Origin of the sequence: Buttiauxella cochleicola (assembly GCF_021282405.1) — a bacterium.
In the GTDB taxonomy this organism is placed as follows: Bacteria; Pseudomonadota; Gammaproteobacteria; order Enterobacterales; family Enterobacteriaceae; genus Buttiauxella; species Buttiauxella massiliensis.
On the sequence record NZ_JAJSOU010000005.1, the window covers coordinates 297,979 to 314,340 of the forward strand.

At 50.2% G+C, this 16,362-nt stretch carries 14 protein-coding genes and 2 tRNA genes; 2 read left to right on the top strand and 14 right to left on the bottom strand.

Annotation, left to right across the window (positions count from 1 at the left end):
• Positions 1-4 precede the first annotated feature (4 nt).
• Both LVQ79_RS09190 and LVQ79_RS09195 read left to right on the top strand, forming a co-directional pair.
• The gene (locus LVQ79_RS09190) at positions 5-889 is read left to right on the top strand and encodes a U32 family peptidase (protein WP_232864697.1); all 885 of its coding nucleotides are present in this window, start codon (positions 5-7) and stop codon (positions 887-889) included.
• A gap of 82 nt (positions 890-971) precedes the next feature.
• Complete coding sequence (locus LVQ79_RS09195; RefSeq protein WP_232864698.1) at positions 972-1,967, top strand: luciferase-like monooxygenase; 996 nt, start codon at positions 972-974, stop codon at positions 1,965-1,967.
• Positions 1,968-1,998: 31 nt separating this feature from the next.
• Here the strand turns inward: LVQ79_RS09195 and mtr are convergent, their stop codons facing one another.
• The 14 genes from mtr to secG form a co-directional block, all read right to left on the bottom strand.
• Complete coding sequence (gene mtr, locus LVQ79_RS09200) at positions 1,999-3,243, bottom strand: tryptophan permease (RefSeq protein WP_232864699.1); 1,245 nt, start codon at positions 3,241-3,243, stop codon at positions 1,999-2,001.
• 159 nt (positions 3,244-3,402) lie between these two features.
• A complete protein-coding gene (locus LVQ79_RS09205; protein WP_232864700.1) occupies positions 3,403-5,391 on the bottom strand; it encodes a DEAD/DEAH family ATP-dependent RNA helicase in 1,989 nt (662 codons plus the stop codon).
• Complete coding sequence (gene yrbN / locus LVQ79_RS09210; RefSeq protein ID WP_110510645.1) at positions 5,384-5,461, bottom strand: protein YrbN; 78 nt, start codon at positions 5,459-5,461, stop codon at positions 5,384-5,386. Before yrbN ends, LVQ79_RS09205 begins: the two co-directional genes overlap by 8 nt.
• 110 nt (positions 5,462-5,571) lie before the next feature.
• The gene (gene nlpI / locus LVQ79_RS09215) at positions 5,572-6,456 is read right to left on the bottom strand and encodes a lipoprotein NlpI (protein WP_064514048.1); all 885 of its coding nucleotides are present in this window, start codon (positions 6,454-6,456) and stop codon (positions 5,572-5,574) included.
• A gap of 117 nt (positions 6,457-6,573) precedes the next feature.
• Complete coding sequence (gene pnp, locus LVQ79_RS09220; RefSeq protein ID WP_232864701.1) at positions 6,574-8,703, bottom strand: polyribonucleotide nucleotidyltransferase; 2,130 nt, start codon at positions 8,701-8,703, stop codon at positions 6,574-6,576.
• Between the two features lie 245 nt (positions 8,704-8,948).
• Complete coding sequence (gene rpsO, locus LVQ79_RS09225; RefSeq protein ID WP_064514052.1) at positions 8,949-9,218, bottom strand: 30S ribosomal protein S15; 270 nt, start codon at positions 9,216-9,218, stop codon at positions 8,949-8,951.
• 153 nt (positions 9,219-9,371) lie between these two features.
• Positions 9,372-10,316, bottom strand: coding sequence for a tRNA pseudouridine(55) synthase TruB (gene truB / locus LVQ79_RS09230; RefSeq protein WP_232864702.1), 945 nt, complete (start codon positions 10,314-10,316; stop codon positions 9,372-9,374).
• Entirely contained in the window at positions 10,316-10,720 is a 405-nt protein-coding gene (rbfA, locus tag LVQ79_RS09235) for a 30S ribosome-binding factor RbfA (RefSeq protein WP_034459684.1), read from the bottom strand. Before rbfA ends, truB begins: the two co-directional genes overlap by 1 nt.
• A 68-nt stretch (positions 10,721-10,788) precedes the next feature.
• Positions 10,789-13,473, bottom strand: a complete 2,685-nt coding sequence (gene infB / locus LVQ79_RS09240) for a translation initiation factor IF-2 (RefSeq protein ID WP_232864703.1) — start codon at positions 13,471-13,473, stop codon at positions 10,789-10,791.
• Between the two features lie 24 nt (positions 13,474-13,497).
• Positions 13,498-14,985: a transcription termination factor NusA gene (nusA, locus tag LVQ79_RS09245; RefSeq protein ID WP_064555429.1), complete on the bottom strand. Its 1,488-nt coding sequence runs from the start codon at positions 14,983-14,985 to the stop codon at positions 13,498-13,500.
• A gap of 27 nt (positions 14,986-15,012) precedes the next feature.
• Positions 15,013-15,465, bottom strand: a complete 453-nt coding sequence (gene rimP / locus LVQ79_RS09250; protein ID WP_151992992.1) for a ribosome maturation factor RimP — start codon at positions 15,463-15,465, stop codon at positions 15,013-15,015.
• A 210-nt stretch (positions 15,466-15,675) separates the two neighbouring features.
• Positions 15,676-15,752, bottom strand: a tRNA-Met gene (locus tag LVQ79_RS09255).
• 60 nt (positions 15,753-15,812) lie between these two features.
• Positions 15,813-15,899 (bottom strand) — tRNA-Leu (locus tag LVQ79_RS09260).
• Positions 15,900-15,944: 45 nt separating this feature from the next.
• Positions 15,945-16,274 (bottom strand): preprotein translocase subunit SecG, encoded by a 330-nt coding sequence (gene secG / locus LVQ79_RS09265; RefSeq protein ID WP_034459692.1) that lies wholly within the window; start codon positions 16,272-16,274, stop codon positions 15,945-15,947.
• Between the last annotated feature and the right edge of the window lie 88 nt (positions 16,275-16,362).

The window sequence follows — 16,362 nt, forward strand, 5'->3', positions numbered from 1 at the left end:
GACCATGAAATATTCATTAGGGCCGGTTCTGTACTACTGGCCAAAAGAGACGCTGGAAAAATTTTACCAGGCTGCGGCAAGCAGCAGTGCCGAAACGATTTATCTTGGCGAGTCAGTGTGTAGCAAGCGCCGCGCAACCAAAACCGGTGACTGGCTGGATATGGCGAAGAGCCTCGCGGGCCAGGGCAAACAAGTGGTGCTTTCCACGCTCGCGCTGGTTCAGGCACCGTCTGAATTAAACGAGCTCAAACGCTACGTCGAGAATGGTGATTTCCTGATTGAAGCCAATGATCTCGGTGCTGTGAATATGGCGGCAGAACGCAAACTGCCCTTTGTCGCAGGCCACGCGCTTAACTGCTATAACGCGGTTACGCTACGCTTGCTGTACAAACAAGGCATGGTTCGTTGGTGTATGCCGGTTGAGCTGTCTCGCGACTGGCTGGCAAACATGCTGACTCAGTGTGATGAGCTAGGTATCCGCAACAAGTTTGAAGTTGAAGTACTGAGCTACGGCCACTTGCCTTTGGCTTATTCCGCACGCTGTTTCACCGCGCGTTCCGAAGACAAGCCAAAAGATGAATGCGAAACCTGCTGCATTAAATATCCTGTCGGCCGCAACATGTTGTCTCAGGAAAACCAGCAAGTGTTTGTGCTTAATGGCATTCAGACCATGAGCGGCTATGTTTACAACCTCGGAAATGAACTGGCGTCGATGAAAGGCTTAGTCGATATGGTGCGTTTATCACCGATGGGTATGGAAACACTTCGCGTTCTGGAAGCCTTCCGCAAAAATGAAAATGGCAATGCGCCGTTATCTCTGGCACAGCAAACCGATTGTAATGGTTACTGGCGACGTGTCGCTGGCTTAGAACTGGTTACTCAGAGCTGAGAAAAGGCTCACTTTGTTACTTAATTGTTGATGATTTTGCGTAATACTGAAAAGTAATCAGCAGAAAACAAAGTGAGCCGTTATGACTTCAGTCCCGTTCTCTCTACTCGATTTAGCCCCGATTCCACTAGGCTCTCAGCCTCGTGATGCATTCCATCGTTCTTTAGATTTAGCTCGCCTGGCCGAAAAACGTGGCTACCACCGCTATTGGCTGGCTGAACACCACAATATGACCGGCATCGCGAGTGCTGCGACATCCGTGTTGATTGGCTATCTGGCGGCGAATACCGAGACTTTGCGCCTGGGCTCTGGTGGCGTAATGTTACCAAACCATTCACCGCTAGTGATTGCAGAGCAGTTTGGTACGCTGGAAACGCTTTATCCCGGGCGTATTGATTTGGGATTAGGTCGCGCGCCGGGAAGCGACCAGCGCACTATGATGGCATTGCGCCGCCATATGAGTGGTGATATCGACAACTTCCCACGCGATGTCAGCGAACTGGTGTCATGGTTTGATGCTACTGACCCAAACCCGGCAGTGCGCCCGGTTCCTGGCTACAACACTAAAATCCCTGTCTGGCTTCTGGGATCAAGCTTGTATAGCGCCCAACTGGCGGCCCAACTTGGGCTGCCGTTTGCTTTTGCTTCACACTTTGCACCCGATATGTTGTTCCAGGCGCTGCAACTTTATCGTGCCCAGTTCAAACCTTCTGCACGCCTGGAAAAACCGTATGCAATGGTATGCATCAATATTATTGCCGCTGACAGCAACCGCGATGCCGAATTCCTGTTTACCTCGATGCAGCAAGCTTTCGCTAAATTGCGTCGTGGCGAAACGGGCCAGTTACCACCGCCGATTGAAAACATGGATAACTTCTGGAGCCCGGCTGAGAAATATGGCGTGCAGCAGGCATTGAGCATGTCTCTGGTGGGAGATATTGCAAAAGTCCGCCACGGTCTGATCTCATTGCTGCGTGAAACGCAGGCTGATGAAATTATGGTTAATGGCCAGATTTTTGATACCCAAGCTCGCCTGCATTCCTTTGATCTGGCGATGGATGTGTACGAGAGCTTGTAAAGTTTTCGCCCCTCGGTCGAGGGGCGAATTTTTAGTGATAAACCGGCAGTAAATCGAAGCTTGAAAGGATATGGATGGTGGCGTTAGTCACACCAAAGATAAGAATCAGCACAATCATTTTATTCCCGCCCCACACCCGGTAAATTGGACTACCGAATTTCTTGCGAGAAGCTTTTGCCAGAAGAGCAGGAACAATTGCCGCCCAGATAGTCGCCGCCAGCCCCGCAAATCCAATCGCGTAGATAAATCCGTCAGGCCAGATAACACCCCCTAACATTGGCGGGATGAAAGTCACTAACGCGGTTTTCAAGCGACCAACTGGTGAGTCATCAAATTTAAACAGATCGGCCAGATAATCGAATAAGCCCAGGGTCACGCCCAAAAAGGAACTCGCAACGGCGAAATTAGAGAACACGATCAGCAGCAACTCCAACGCACGGCTATTCAACACACCGCTCAACGCGCCTACCAGCACATCAATATTTCCGCCTTTGTCGGCAATGGCAATAAAATCACTGCGCGGAATATTTCCCATACTGCCCACCAACCAAATGATGTACAGCACTAACGCCATTAACGTCCCCCAGACAAGGCAACGCTTAATGGTCTGTGGATCTTTGCCGTAATACTTCATCAGGCTCGGCACATTACCGTGGTAGCCAAACGATGCCAGACAGAAAGGTAGCGTCATGAATAAATACGGCAGATAACTTGGATTAATCGCTTTGCTATCCAGAAGCGTTGCAGGTTCGACATGCCACATCAGGCCGCCAAACGTCATAAAGAAGGTGAGGATTTTTGCGCCGAGCACAATCGTCGTCATGCGGCTCACTGCACGGGTGCTGAGCCAAACAATAAAAGCGACGATAAAGGCAAAAATTAACCCGGCAAATCGCGCAGGGAAATCGACAGACATTTTACCGAGCGTGTGGTGAATCACCGAACCACTTGCCGAAATGTAGGCGTAGGTAAGGATGTACAGAACAAATGCAATGGAAAGGCCATTGATCAGATTCCAACCTTTACCCAGCAAATCTTTGGTGACGGTATCAAAGCTTGAGCCAACGCGGTAATTGAGGTTGGCTTCCAGAATCATCAATCCGGAGTGCAGCATACAAAACCAGGTCACTAATAACGCTGCAATAGACCAGAAGAACCACGCGCCAGACATCACCACCGGCAGAGAGAACATTCCTGCACCAATAATAGTGCCGCCAATAATCATTACCCCACCGAAAATAGACGGCGAAGCGTGGGTGGTTGCAAAAGTTGCCATACGAATTCCTGAGACAATGAACGACTGTCGAAGCGACAGGCTTACTGCGCTACATTGTACCAGTACATGAGTACAATTTGGATAAAAAAAATCCCGGTTGCATTAACCAGGATTTTTATCACTGCCTGCTGATTAACAGCAGGCATAAACTTCTGTCAATTAAGCTTCAGTTGTACGACGACGAGTTGGAGCTGCGCCATCTTCACGACGTGGGCCACGACCGCCTTCACGACGTTCGCCGCTGAAGCTACGTGGTGCACCAGCACCTGCAGGGCCATCACGACGTGGACCGCGACCGCCTTCACGACGCTCACCACCACCACCGAAGCTACGGCCTGCGCCTGCACCAGCACCGCCGCCACGACGTTCGCCGCCACGGTCAGTACGAGGTTGTGCATCACCCATCAACTGCATATTCATTGGTTTGTTCAGAATACGAGTACGGGTAAAGTGCTGCAGGATTTCGCCCGGCATGCCTTTTGGCAGTTCGATAGTAGAGTGAGTTCCGAACAGCTTGATGTTACCGATGTAACGGCTGCTGATATCACCTTCGTTAGCGATAGCGCCAACGATATGACGAACTTCAACACCATCATCACGGCCAACTTCAATGCGGTACAGTTCCATATCGCCAACATCACGACGTTCGCGACGTGGTGCATCGCCATCACGCTGTGGACGATCTGAACGCTCTGGACGGTCACCGCGTGGTGCACGATCCGGACGATCGCCACGTGGAGCACGGTCTGAACGTTCGAAACGCTCATCACGCTCACGGAATTCACGCTTAGGACGCATTGGTGCATCTGGTGGCAGGATCAGAGGACGTTCGCCCTGTGCCATTTTCAGCAGTGCTGCAGCCAGTGTTTCCATATCCAGCTCTTCATCAGCCACAGGCTGAATTTTTGCCAGCAGACCACGGTACAGATCCAGATCGCTGCTTTCCAGCTGCTGCTGAACTTTAGCTGCGAACTTGGCCAGACGGCGCTCGCTCAGCAGTTCACGGTTTGGCAGCTCTACTTCAGGAATAGTCAGCTTCATGGTGCGTTCGATGTTGCGCAGCAGACGACGCTCACGGTTCTCAACGAACAGCAGAGCACGGCCAGCACGACCCGCACGACCGGTACGACCGATACGGTGAACGTAAGATTCTGAGTCCATCGGGATGTCGTAGTTAACAACCAGGCTGATACGCTCAACGTCCAGGCCACGAGCCGCAACGTCGGTTGCAATCAGGATATCCAGACGACCGTCTTTCAGACGTTCCAGAGTTTGCTCACGCAGCGCCTGGTTCATGTCACCGTTCAGTGCAGCACTGTTGTAGCCGCTCTGTTCCAGCGCTTCTGCCACTTCCAGAGTTGCGTTTTTGGTACGTACGAAAATGATCGCCGCATCAAAATCTTCAGACTCAAGGAAACGAACCAGTGCTTCGTTCTTACGCATACCGTGCACAGTCCAGTAGCTCTGGCTGATGTCCGGGCGAGTAGTAACGCTAGATTGAATGCGAACTTCCTGCGGATCTTTCATGAAACGACGGGTAATACGACGAATCGCTTCTGGCATAGTTGCAGAGAACAGAGCGGTCTGATGACCTTCTGGAATCTGAGCCATGATGGTTTCAACGTCTTCGATGAAGCCCATACGCAACATTTCATCAGCTTCATCCAGTACCAGACCTTTCAGGCTGGACAGGTTCAGCGTACCGCGTTTTAAGTGGTCAAGCAGACGACCTGGGGTACCAACAACAATTTGTGGTCCCTGACGCAGGGCGCGCAGCTGCACGTCATAACGCTGGCCACCGTAAAGGGCTACAACGTTTACGCCGTGCATATGTTTAGAGAAATCCGTCATGGCTTCAGCAACCTGAACCGCCAGTTCGCGGGTCGGTGCCAGCACCAGGATTTGTGGTGCTTTCAGCTCTGGATCAAGGTTGTGCAGCAGCGGTAAAGAGAACGCTGCAGTTTTGCCGCTACCCGTCTGGGCCATACCCAGTACATCGCGGCCAGCCAGCAGTTGTGGGATACACTCTGCCTGGATTGGAGATGGTTTTTCGTAACCCAGATCGTTCAGGGCTTTAAGGATGGAGTCGTTAAGACCCAGATCAGAAAAAGTAGTTTCGATAGTAGTAGTCTCGATGTTGTCAGTCATGTAGTACACGTGCCTCGTAGATGGCGGCCAGTCTACATAACTCATCGTGAAATTGACCTGCAATTTTCATTGAAAAGTGTGAACCGGCTCAAATTTGGTTGATTAACGAACAAAAACGCCCTCACCCGTTAAGGTGATGACTTTAATAAAAAAGTTTATGGGCTGATCGATGTTCGTCAGCTATTGCTGGTCCGATTCTGCCAGGTCATCTTGCTCCTGGCCCAAGAGCGCTAATTCCAACAATGCATAACGATGCTCAACGTAGTTGTGTACGTTGTTAGCGACCGCTAACTTGAACAGTGCCGTGGCGCTGTCCTTTTCCCCCAGACTTAGGTAGTACTTACCTAAATAGAAGTTGGTTTCACTGAGATGCTCAGCGAGCGAGGTGTTATCCGTTGCGTCCGCCTCGAGGCGTTCCATTAACGTTTTTTCGTTAATGTTCCCCAGGTAGAACTCGACAATGTTCCATCCCCATTGCTCTTTGTCCGATTTATCGAGGCGCTGTTGTAACGCCACTTTAGCCTGCTTTGCATCTAAATTGCTTTCAGCAATGTAGAGCCACAGACTACGGAAAGGATCATTGGGATCGTCTTGATAAAACGCTAGCAGATCATCTTGCGCTAAACGATAACGACCACCGTAGTAGAGGGCGATACCGCGATTTAAATGCGCATAGTTGTAAGTTGGATCAAGCTCAAGTACAGAATCAAACGCTTCATAGGCAGCATCAAAATTGCCTGCCTGCGTTAAATATATACCTAAGTAATTGAATACTTCAGGCATATCGGGGCGGATTGCCAACGCTTGTGAAAAATCATTTCGCGCCAGAGCCCGCAAGCCGAGGCTATCATACAACACTCCGCGCTCATATAAAAGCTGCGCGCGCTCATCATCGGTTAAAGCCCGGCTGGCAAGTATCTGTTCCATGCGTGCAAGAATGACTTCTTGCTGCAAAGTCGGCTGCAATGGCACCGCCAGGACTTCACGTTCACGCCAGGAGGAGTTGCTGCATCCTGCCAGCGCGAGAGCTGTCGCAACGAAACACCAGCGCAAAAAAGGCTTCATTTCCCACTCCCGAAGACAACATATGGATGACGTCCTGTCCGCCGGCTCTAAAACGAGACTCCCTGCCCCGTAATAAATAGCTCTCCATGTCGCCATGGAGAGCTTAATCGGTATCGCTTACTCAGCTTCTGGTGCAGCTGGTGCTGCGTTTTCCGCTGGAGACTGCTCAGTTGCTTCTTTGATGCTCAGACGAACACGGCCCTGGCGGTCAACTTCCAGTACTTTAACTGGAACTTCTTGACCCATCTGCAGGTAGTCAGTCACTTTCTCTACGCGCTTGTCAGCGATTTGAGAAATGTGCACCAGACCTTCTTTGCCGCCGCCGATAGCAACGAATGCACCGAAATCTACGATACGAGTAACTTTACCCTGGTAGATACGGCCTACTTCGATTTCAGCAGTGATCTCTTCGATACGACGAATAGCAAACTTCGCTTTCTCGCCATCGGTCGCCGCGATTTTCACGGTGCCGTCATCTTCGATTTCGATAGTTGTACCGGTTTCTTCGGTCAGCGCACGAATCACGGAACCACCCTTACCAATCACGTCTTTGATCTTGTCTGGGTTGATTTTGATTGTGTGAATACGTGGAGCGAACTGAGAGATATCGCCACGCGGAGCGTTGATAGCCTGTTCCATCACGCCAAGGATATGCAGACGCGCACCTTTAGCCTGGTTCAGAGCCACCTGCATGATTTCGCGAGTGATACCTTCGATTTTGATATCCATCTGCAGTGCAGAGATACCTTCACGGCTACCAGCAACTTTAAAGTCCATGTCGCCCAGGTGATCTTCGTCACCAAGGATGTCAGACAGAACAACAAAGTTCTCGCCTTCTTTAACCAGACCCATCGCAATACCGGCTACAGCGGCTTTGATTGGCACGCCTGCATCCATCAGTGCCAGAGAAGCACCACATACGGAAGCCATGGAAGAAGAACCGTTAGATTCAGTGATTTCAGACACTACACGTACGGTGTACGGGAAGCGGTCAGCTTCTGGCATAACAGCCAGTACGCCACGCTTAGCCAGACGACCATGACCAATCTCACGACGCTTAGGAGAACCGACCATGCCGGTTTCGCCTACGGAGTACGGAGGGAAGTTGTAGTGGAACAGGAAGTTGTCGGTACGTTCGCCCATCAACTCATCCAGGTTCTGTGCGTCACGTGCGGTACCCAGAGTTGCTGTAACCAGCGCCTGAGTTTCACCACGGGTGAACAGTGCAGAACCGTGAGTACGTGGCAGAACGCCAGTACGCACATCCAGACCACGGATCATGTCTTTTTCGCGACCATCGATACGCAGTTCACCAGCCAAAATACGGCTACGAACAACATTTTTCTCGATAGCATGCAGGATGTCGCTGATTTCGCCAGCATCAATTGAATCGTCTTCAGCTGACAGTGCAGCGATAACGTCAGATTTGATGATGTCGACTTGTGCGTAACGCTCTTGCTTATCAGTAATACGGTAAGCATCGCTCAGACGGGATTCAGCAAGTGCAGCAACGCGCGCATTCAGCGCTTCGTTAGCGGCTTCTGGCTGCCAGTCCCAACGTGGTTTGCCAGCTTCAGCAACCAGAGAGTTGATGTTCTGAATAACAACTTGCTGTTGTTCGTGGCCAAATACTACCGCGCCCAGCATCTGGTCTTCGCTCAGCAGTTCAGCTTCGGATTCAACCATCAGCACAGCACCTTCGGTACCGGCAACAACCAGATCCAGCTTGCTGGTTTTCAGTTCGTCAGCAGTTGGGTTCAGAACATACTGGTCATTGATATAACCAACACGTGCAGAGCCAATTGGGCCGTTGAATGGAATACCAGACAGGCTCAGAGCGGCAGATGCACCGATCATTGCAACGATGTCTGGGTGAACTTGTGGGTTCACGGAAACAACAGTCGCGATAACCTGAACTTCGTTCACGAAACCTTCCGGGAACAGCGGACGCACTGGACGGTCAATCAGACGCGCGATCAGTGTTTCGCCTTCGCTTGGACGGCCTTCACGACGGAAGAAGCTACCTGGGATGCGACCAGCAGCGTAAGTACGCTCCTGATAGTTAACAGTCAGAGGGAAGAAGTCCTGGCCTGCTTTCGCTTTTTTCTGACCGACTACGGTCACGAATACAGCGGTGTCGTCCATGCTTACCATTACTGCTGCGGTAGCCTGGCGAGCCATCATACCGGTCTCTATTGTGACCGTATGCTGACCGTATTGAAATTTACGGACAATCGGAGTTAGCAAAATAATATCCTTAATAATCTTTGGTAGCAGGTGATTGCACTTGCTCCGTTTAACCCGATCTCTATCGCATCCTCGCGACTAATGACAACCCTAACCCGCCTATGCGGATAAAGCCTCTCATTAGCCGCGCGAACCTCTGCAACAAAGATCACACACTGCAACAATACATTAGTTTCCATAGAATTGCTGCCATCTGGTTGAAAAAAGGGGCCCTAAAAGGCCCCTTTTTCTGAAACTCGCAAGACTTAGCGACGCAGACCCAGACGCTCGATCAGGCTGGTGTAACGTGCTACATCTTTACGCTTCAGGTAGTCGAGCAGTTTACGACGCTGAGAAACCATACGCAGCAGACCACGACGGCTGTGGTGATCTTTTTTGTGCTCAGAGAAGTGACCCTGCAGGTGGTTGATCTGAGCAGTCAGCAGTGCAACCTGAACTTCGGTAGAACCGCTGTCGTTAGAACCACGACCGAACTCGGAAACGATTTTTGCTTTAGCTTCAACGCTTAGAGACATTTTAAACTCCAAAATTATAGATAAAAAGATAGAGTGCCGATCTCTAATTCAGCAACTCCAGTGCACTTTCACAACAATGTTAAACAAAGGTATGAAAGTTAAGCCGCGCCATTTTACCTGTAGCCACCTCTTATCGCAAGGCAACTCCAGGTGTCAGAGCGGATACTCAACAACCAAACGACGAGGCGCTACGCGTCCATCATCATCAATTTCGGCCATGCCGATAAATTTGCCTTCATCACCTTCGGTGACGCGGACTAGCCCTTCTACTGGGCTACCTGCCACTTGCACCGGCTGCCCATTCTTGAAGTAACCCGCAACAGCAGGTAATAAATTCACGATTGGGAAGTCTGAAGCCGGACTATCCATTGGCATCAATAATGGATCTAACAGCACCAATGGCTCAATTTCTTGCGCTTGTGCTTGCTCAACCAATGCATGCAATTGCTCAAGCGTTACCATGCGTTCGACAGGATACTTGCTCACTGCAAGGCGACGCAGGAAAGTCACATGAGCACCACAACCGAGTTTTTCACCTAAATCATCAGTGATAGTTCGGATGTATGTTCCCTTAGAACAGTGAATTTCCAACTCAAGTTCATTGCCTTCATGGCGAATAAACAGAAGTTCGTAAACCGTGATAGACCGCGCTTCACGCGGCACTTCGATACCCTGGCGCGCATACTCATAAAGTGGCTTGCCTTGATATTTCAGTGCGGAGTACATCGATGGAACTTGCTGCGTTTCACCACGAAAGCTATCTAACGCTTGCGCCAACTCTTGCTCGGTAAAGGTTACCGGACGCTCCTGAACGATTGTGCCATCAGCATCAGAAGTATCAGTGCGCTGCCCAAGGCGGGCAATAACACGGTAACGCTTATCGGAGTCGAGCAGATAACGCGAGAACTTTGTCGCTTCACCGAGGCAAATCGGCAGCATGCCAGTTGCAAGTGGGTCAAGCGCTCCGGTATGCCCGGCACGGTTAGCGTTATAAATACGCTTCACTTTCTGCAATGCATCGTTCGAAGATAAACCCTGAGGTTTATCTAACAACAGTACTCCGTGGATATCACGACCACGACGACGAGGACGACTCATTAATCCTCCTTGCTGTCATCCGTATCGTTTACACGGCGCTCATCATCGTTTCTGATGACGTTAGATACCAGATTCGACATGCGCATACCTTCAACCAACGAGTTATCGTAGAAGAAAGTCAGTTCAGGCACGATACGCAGGCGCATTGCTTTGCCCAGCAAAGAACGAATGTAGCCAGAAGCATCCTGTAAAACCTTGATGCCTTCTTTCACTGCTTGTTCGTCTTTATCGTTCAGGAAGGTTACAAACACTTTGGCATAAGCCAGATCGCGTGACACTTCGACACCAGAAACGGTGGTCATCATGCCCAGACGCGGGTCTTTAATTTCGCGCTGCAGGATGATTGCGATCTCTTTCTGCAATTCCTGGGAAACACGCTGTGGGCGACCAAATTCTTTCGCCATAATAAATTCTCCATAAAATCAGGGGGCGCTCGGCCCCCTAAAGATATTAGCTATGTACCCGGCTGATATCAGGCGATGGTACGTTGGATTTCGATGATTTCGAATACTTCGATCACATCACCAACACGCACATCGTTGTAGTTCTTCACGCCGATACCACATTCCATACCATTACGAACTTCGTTAGCGTCATCTTTGAAGCGGCGCAGGGATTCCAGCTCGCCTTCATAGATAACAACGTTGTCGCGCAGAACACGGATTGGGTTGTGACGTTTGACCACACCTTCGGTAACCATACAACCTGCGATTGCGCCAAATTTCGGTGATTTGAACACGTCGCGAACTTCGGCCAGGCCGAGGATCTGTTGTTTCAGTTCCGGAGACAGCATGCCGCTCATTGCTGCTTTAACTTCGTCAATCAAATGGTAGATGACGGAGTAGTAACGCAGATCCAGGCTTTCTGACTCGATAACGCGGCGTGCAGATGCATCAGCACGAACGTTGAAGCCAACCAGAATAGCGTTAGAAGCTGCAGCAAGCGTTGCGTCAGTCTCAGTGATACCACCAACACCGGAACCGATGATTTTAACTTTAACTTCATCAGTAGACAGTTTCAGCAGGGAATCGCTGATCGCTTCAACAGAACCCTGAACGTCCGCTTTCAGCACAACGTTAACTTCAGACACTTCGCCTTCGGTCATGTTGGCGAACATGTTTTCCAGTTTAGATTTCTGCTGGCGAGCCAGTTTAACTTCGCGGAATTTACCCTGACGATACAGAGCAACTTCACGAGCTTTTTTCTCGTCACGAACAACTGTTACTTCATCACCCGCTGCCGGAACACCAGACAGACCAAGGATTTCAACAGGAATAGACGGACCCGCTTCAGTAACTTCACGCCCCATTTCGTCACGCATTGCACGAACACGGCCATATTCGAAGCCACAAAGAACGATGTCGCCTTTGTTCAGCGAACCTTCACGAACCAGAACAGTTGCTACCGGGCCACGACCTTTATCCAGGAAGGATTCGATAACTACACCGCTCGCCATACCATCACGCATTGCTTTCAGTTCGAGAACTTCAGCTTGCAGCAGGATTGCGTTCAGAAGTTCGTCAATACCAGTACCTGCTTTAGCAGATACGTGGATGAACTGGCTTTCACCGCCCCACTCTTCTGGCATGATGCCGTACTGAGACAGTTCCTGCTTAACGCGGTCTGGATCAGCTTCTGGCTTATCGATTTTGTTCACCGCAACGACTACCGGCACCTGCGCCGCTTTCGCGTGCTGGATAGCTTCGATAGTTTGTGGCATTACGCCATCGTCTGCAGCAACAACCAGAACAACGATATCCGTCGCCTGAGCACCACGAGCACGCATAGAAGTAAACGCTGCGTGTCCCGGGGTATCCAGGAAGGTAACCATACCGTTGTCAGTTTCTACGTGGTATGCACCGATGTGCTGGGTAATACCACCCGCTTCGCCAGACGCTACTTTAGTAGAACGAATGTAGTCGAGCAGGGAAGTTTTACCGTGGTCAACGTGACCCATGATGGTAACAACTGGAGCACGTGACTCAGCAACTGCGTCAGTGTCACGGTCGCTCATCAGCGCTTCTTCCAGCTCGTTTTCACGACGCAGGATAACTTTGTGGCCCATCTCTTCGGCAACCAGCTGTGCGGTTTCCTGGTCGATGACCTGGTTAATGGTCGCCATAGCACCCAGTTTCATCATCGCTTTGATGACCTGAGAGCCTTTAACAGCCATTTTGTTAGCCAGTTCTGCAACAGTCACTGTTTCGCCGATAACGACGTCACGGTTAACTGCCTGCGCAGGCTTGTTGAAGCCTTGCTGCAGAGAACTTGGTTTACGCTTGCCTTTACCACCACGAACTGCAGCACGCGCTTCTTCACGGTCAGCTTTAGACTCGCCGTGTTTGCCGCCTTTCTTCTGGCGTGGTGCTTTAGTTGTCGCAGTACGAGCACGAGTACGGCCAGCTTCAACTTCGCGGTCGTTTTCGTCTTCAGCCTGGCGAGCGTGTTGAGAAGTGGTTACATGGTAATCAGATTTATCGTCTTCCACTTTCTCTTCTTCCGTCCATACACCTGCGTTAGCTTCAGCCATTTTACGGGCCTCTTCAGCTACACGACGGGCGTCTTCTTCTAATTTGCGACGGGCTTCTTCTTCAGCTTTGCGCTTAAGCTCTGCAGCTTCAGCTTCGCGACGGGCTTTATCTGCCTGGGCGCTTTTCGTCATATCGTCTTGTTGATTGCTCACTTTGTCTTTTTCCGCAGCTTCACGTTTCGCTTTATCAGCGGCTTCACGCTTAGCTTTATCTTCAGCTTCACGTTTAGCTTTTTCTTGCGCCTGACGATTGGCAGCTTCCTGCGCCTCACGTTGGGCTTGCTCTTCCGCTTCACGCTGCGCCTGTTCTTCCGCGGCAAGACGTTCTGTCTCTTGCGGATCACGTTTCACAAAGGTGCGCTTCTTGCGGACTTCGATTTGTACCGATTTACTTTTCCCACCGGTACCTGGAATGTTTAAAGTACTGCGCGTTTTGCGCTGTAATGTCAACTTATCTGGCGCAGAACCGTGTTCACGATTCAGGTGCGCCAGTAATGTCTGTTTTTCCTGGGCCGAGACAGAATCATCAGCAGCCTTAGGGATCCCTGCATCAGCAAATTGCTGTACCAGGCGGTCCACGGAGGTCTGAATCTCTGCGGCCAGCGCTTTTACGGTTACATCTGTCATGCTGTTCCTTCCTGCTACAGTTTATTACGCTTCGCCGCCAAACCAGCAGATATTGCGAGCAGCCATAATCAATTCCCCGGCTTTCTCGTTGGTTAAACCTTCAATATCTGACAGATCGTCGACACCTTGCTCAGCCAAATCTTCCAGCGAGCTCACACCGCGCGAAGCGAGTTTAAAGGCCAGGTTGCGATCCATACCTTCGAGGTTCAGCAGATCCTCTTGAGGTTTGTTATCGCCCAGGCTTTCTTCCTGCGCCAATGCCAGTGTGGTGAGGGCGTTTTTGGCGCGATCACGTAATGCTTCCACTGTATCTTCATCAAGGCCGTCAATTTCCAGCAGCTCTTTCATCGGCACGTATGCCAACTCTTCGAGGGTGGAGAAGCCTTCTTCTACCAATACAGTGGCAAAATCCTCGTCGATCTCGAGGTATTTGGTAAAGGTATCAATGGCAGCATGTGCTTCAGCCTGATGCTTGGCTTGCAGGTCATCAACAGTCATAACGTTGAGTTCCCAGCCGCTCAGCTGTGCAGCCAGACGAACGTTTTGTCCGTTACGACCGATTGCTTGTGCCAGATTGCCTGCCTCTACCGCGATATCCATTGTATGTTTGTCTTCGTCAACAACAATGGAAGCCACGTCAGCCGGAGCCATAGCATTGATAACGAATTGTGCCGGGTTATCGTCCCACAGCACGATATCAATACGCTCACCGCCCAGTTCAGTAGAAACTGCCTGAACACGCGCACCGCGCATGCCAACACAAGCACCTACTGGGTCGATACGCTTGTCGTTGGTTTTCACGGCGATTTTCGCACGAGAACCAGGATCACGAGCAGCGGCTTTGATTTCAATAACTTCTTCGCCAATTTCCGGCACTTCAATGCGGAACAATTCGATCAGCATTTCTGGCTTGGAACGGCTAACAAACAGTTGAGCACCACGAGCTTCCGGACGCACAGCATAAAGCACACCGCGAATACGGTCACCTGGGCGGAAGTTTTCACGTGGCAGCATATCTTCGCGAAGAATTACAGCTTCAGCGTTGCTACCGAGATCAAGAGAGATGTTGTCACGGTTAACTTTCTTCACCACTCCGGTGATGATTTCACCTTCGTGCTCGCGGAACTGATCAACCACCATTGCACGTTCAGCTTCACGTACTTTTTGTACGATAACCTGTTTTGCAGTTTGAGTAGTGATACGGTCAAAGGTTACAGATTCAATCTGATCTTCAACATATCCGCCAACATTCAGCTCTGGATCTTCGAATTGAGCTGCATCAAGAGTGATTTCACGCGTAGGTTGAGTAACTTCTTCTACAATGACCCAACGGCGGAAAGTATCAAAGTCACCACTTTTACGATCGATGCTAACGCGCACATCAATCTCTTGTTCGTATTTTTTCTTGGTCGCTGTTGCCAGTGCACTTTCCAGCGCTTCGAAAATCTTCTCACGCGGCAGTGATTTTTCGTTGGAAACTGCTTCTACAACAGCCAAAATTTCTTTGTTCATCCTGGGTTTTCACCTCAATCCAAACTATTAAAAGTGGGGTACCAGGTTCGCTTTCTGGATGTTGCTCAGCGCGAACACTTCATCTTTGCCTTCCACCGTAACCGTGATCATCTCACCTTCTACGGCTTTAATAATACCCTGCCATTTACGACGGTTTTGCACGGCCATTCGCAATACAATGCTTACTTCTTCACCGGTAAAACGGACGTAATGCTCGGCGGTAAACATTGGGCGATCAAGGCCTGGTGAGGAAACTTCCAGGTTGTAAGCCACAGTGATTGGGTCTTCGACATCCATAACTGCACTTACCTGGTGACTGACATCAGCACAATCATCAACATTGATGCCATCTTCACTATCAATATAGATGCGCAGCGTGGATTGGCGACCTCGAACAAATTCGATTCCTACCAATTCATAGCCCAGCGCCTCGACCGGTGCTGAAATCATCTCTGTTAATTTTTGCTCTAATGTGGACAAGCCCACCCCCAAGAAATAAAAAAAGGGCATATAGCCCAGTTATTCTAAAGTCAGATAACAAAAAACCCCGATAAATCGAGGCTTTATATAACTGAACCCTGTACACCGCGAATGCGGTTCGGACAATATCCAGGAGAATTTTTTTCTAAATTCTTCGCGAGGCACCATCTGGTGTTCACAGTATATTTGAAAAAGAACTCTCAGGGAAAGTGGTTGCGGGGGCCAGATTTGAACTGACGACCTTCGGGTTATGAGCCCGACGAGCTACCAGGCTGCTCCACCCCGCGTCCGAAAACGTGGCAAATATTACGCCGATATTGCATAAAATGCAAGAAATGCAGATATTTTGGTACCGAGGACGGGACTTGAACCCGTAAGCCCAATCGGGCACTACCACCTCAAGGTAGCGTGTCTACCAATTCCACCACCTCGGCACTTTGAACACGGTAATCACTTCTTACCGTATTGAAGCTTACTACTTACTGCGGGATATCGCTGCTCGGCTTGGTAGGTGCCGCTGGCTGTGACTCAGTTTTTGTTGGCTGAGTTAAATTATCCCACACACTTCCTTTATCGGTTTTGTTGGTATTGAGGTTACCCAGTACCAGGCTGATGATAAAGAACAGCGTTGCTAACACAGCGGTCATGCGGGTCATGAAATTACCAGAACCACTTGAACCGAACAGCGTAGCGGAAGCGCCTGCTCCGAAGGAGGCTCCCATATCAGCGCCTTTACCTTGTTGCAGCATGATAAGACCTACAAGGCCCAGGGCTACAATAAGGAAAACAACTAAAAGAGCTTCGTACATATTATCAACCTGTTCCTTGCGGTATTACCGCATACCAAAGCTTCAAACCAGTCAAGCGGATACGTTTAAGTTTACCCACTGAAGCGGG